Origin of the sequence: Lentilactobacillus sp. (assembly GCF_040773105.1) — a bacterium.
GTDB classification, from domain to species: Bacteria; Bacillota; Bacilli; order Lactobacillales; family Lactobacillaceae; genus Lentilactobacillus; species Lentilactobacillus parabuchneri.
This window is the reverse complement of sequence record NZ_JAXGWW010000250.1, coordinates 1-3,027: the sequence shown is the minus strand read 5'-3', so window position 1 is coordinate 3,027 and position 3,027 is coordinate 1. Positions and strand designations below refer to the sequence as shown.

Annotated in this window: 2 protein-coding genes; both read right to left on the bottom strand. The window is 44.0% G+C overall.

Translation table 11 applies throughout. The features are described from left to right. Nucleotides 1-443 precede the first annotated feature (443 nt). Nucleotides 444-1,157, bottom strand: a complete 714-nt coding sequence (budA, locus tag AB3112_RS10245; protein ID WP_084973711.1) for an acetolactate decarboxylase — start codon at nt 1,155-1,157, stop codon at nt 444-446. 18 nt (nt 1,158-1,175) lie between these two features. Then, the gene (gene alsS, locus AB3112_RS10240) at nt 1,176-2,852 is read right to left on the bottom strand and encodes an acetolactate synthase AlsS (protein ID WP_367334433.1); all 1,677 of its coding nucleotides are present in this window, start codon (nt 2,850-2,852) and stop codon (nt 1,176-1,178) included. Between the last annotated feature and the right edge of the window lie 175 nt (nt 2,853-3,027).

Here is a 3,027-nt window from a genome sequence, read left to right as displayed (position 1 = left end):
GTAAACTGTTAGTAGGATCGTTAGATAAAGGGGTAGAGTAAAATACGAACTAATGAAAAATGGTCATTTTATAATTTGAGAATGGCTATGTTTCGGGGTTTGTTTAGTGTATTCCCCACGCATGTGGGGGTAATCCTAACGTTGCTGCTGGTTCAATCGCATATGACGAGTATTCCCCACGCATGTGGGGGTAATCCCAGGTCAAATCGATTTCGGACACAGAGCTTAGAGTATTTCCCACGCATGTGGGGGTGATCCCCAATAGCCGCCTTGGTATCCGCGAATGACTTTGTATTTCCCGCGCCTGTGGGAGTGATTTTGCCCTCATAAGCTGGTAGCAGGCTATTCGCGTAAAGATTCATTGCTGATCGACAAAAAATCGTGATCCTGGGGGAATTTACTTCTCCTTCGAATCACGATTTTTTGTAAGTATTGAGCTGGAGTTATCCTTCAGCGTCATGAATCGCATCGGCAATATTATCAGCCGAAAAATCATGGTTCATGTATGCGTCATTACTAACCGGTAAATGTTGTTCCAGTGTATCAAACAACTGATAGGAAACGGTGCCTTTGTCTAAATGAAATGCCAACACATGGCCGCCAAACTTATGATCATCTGATAAAAAGTGGTGGTGGAAACCCGCGACCGCAGCCCCGTCAAATAATTCCGGAGAATAGTAACTAATCATTGTTCCATTCACCTGATTACGGGTAAAGATGCTTTGGGTACGCGCGGTTTCGGCTAGTGTCTGAAAAGGTGGCACGGATTTCTTAACCGCCCGAGTTTTTATTCCGGAGAAAGTGCCAGTAATTTTGATGGAGAAAAATGTGTTGGTCCCATTTGTGAGTGAGCGTACTTTTTTCTCTATTTCTTGTTGTGAGGTGTCTGCTAATTCGGTTAATTTTGAGTAGTGGCCGTAATGAATATTTGCAAACGGCATGTTAAAGGAATCTGAAACCAAATTAATGTCTCCTTCACTATCAACCTGATAAGGCTCACCATCTAAAATAATTAGCTCACCATCAAGGCCTTCACCGGTTCCAATACCAGTATCACCATGTTTGAGCAGATCACCCATTTTCAATGTTCCTGTCAACAGTCCCGGAACCAGCAGTGCTAAGGTTCCGTGTTGATATAAGGTTGTATATTGTGTCATCTAAACCCTCCCGTACGCTTAGTTTAAAATATCTTTTAACAGAGCAGATTTTAGTTCAAGGTTATCACGATAATCTACCGGGATATCAATTATAACGGGACCATCTGCCTTTTCTGCCTGTTTCAAGGCGTTCTTGAGTTCATCCGTAGTAGTTGCGCGCAAGCCTTTTGCGCCAAAACTTTCAGCATACTTCACAAAATCGACCGGTCCCAGCTTAACGCCGGCGTTTTTACCGTATTTCGCTTCTTCCTGGAATTTCACCATGTCATAATAGCCGTCATTCCAAATGAGCTGGATAATGTTTAATTTAAGCCGGACTGCCGTTTCGAGCTCCTGGCCAGAGAATAGGAACCCACCGTCACCAGAAACGGAAATCACTTTTTCATTTGGACGAGTCAACTTCGCCGCAATTGCCCAGGGGAGTGAAACACCCAGGGTTTGCATCCCATTACTAAAAAGTAAGTGGCGTGGTTGGTATGTTCGAAAATGGCGTGCCATCCAAATATAGTGACTTCCGATATCGACCGTAACCGTAGTGTCATCGTCGACTGCCTTTTGCAGGGTATTCACAATTTCTAACGGATGGAGTGTCCCTGGTTTCGGGTTTGTTTTAACATCGCTTTGGCCGTCGAATTCTTCTCGAAGTTTTGCCAAATCCTGATGTGCTGATTCTGACAGCTTATAATCCGTTGGTAATGTATTGGTTAAGGCCGTCACCGTTCCTGCAATATCTGATTCAATGACAACGTCAGGTTGATAATCAATCGTCAATTCAGGTGCGATCGTATCAATGTGAATGATTTGGTCGTTGTGTTCAATGTTCCAATTTCGTGCTTCGTATTCCACCGGATCGTAACCCAGTGCGATGATCAAATCACTTTTCTTTAATAACGTATCACCAATTTGATTTCTGAACAGCCCAACGCGGCCAAAGTAATTGGCTTCAAATTCGTGAGAAATGACACCGGCTCCTTGATAAGTTTCAACGACTGGTAGTGAAACCTTGGCCAACAGTTGGTGGAGCGCATCAGTTACAGGTTGTGAGGATGCCCGCATTCCGGCTAGTATCACTGGAAGCTTGGCATGTGTCAGCATATCAACTATTTTGTTGAGAGTGTTACTTGATGTTTGGGTTTGTTCTGCTTCCTGGAGTTGAGCCATTTCTGGCCGGTCAACCGTTTCGCTTAAGACATCGGCGGGTAGTGAAATAAAAGCGGCACCAGGTTTGCCGGAAACAGACGTGTTATAGGCGTTCGTAAAGACTTCTGAAAGGTTATTTGGATCTTGGACTTCAACGCTACTTTTAGCCGCGAAGTTCATCAACTCTTTACTGGGGATGCTTTGATGGGTTAATCGGGCGAGGTCGTCTCGGGGAACTTGTCCACCAAGTCCGATTACGGGATCGCCTTCAGCGGTGGCGGTCATAAGCGCCGTCACTAAATTAGAGACACCGGGCCCAGAGGTCGTCGCAACGACTCCCGGCTTTCCCGTTAAGCGGCCAATCCCTGCTGCAATAAAAGCAGCGTTTTGTTCATGACGCGTCACAATCAGCTTGGGCGCGTTTGGCTGATCAGAATACTGAAGATCTTCAAATAATTGATCAACTTTTGCGCCTGGAATTCCAAATACGTATTGGATGTGTTGGTTAATCATCGATTGAATCAAAGCTTGAGAACCACGTTTATTATTTGCCATATCTCGACACCTCTTTATTTTATGTGTTGATAATTCAACATAGGTTTAAAGATAATGCCGTTATGTTGAATTGTCGACAAAAAAATGCTAGTCTAAGAATAATATTTCAAAACTCGAAAGGAAATTAATTTGAAAGACATTGGCTACCTCGCACAGGACATTTCGATTTTGCATC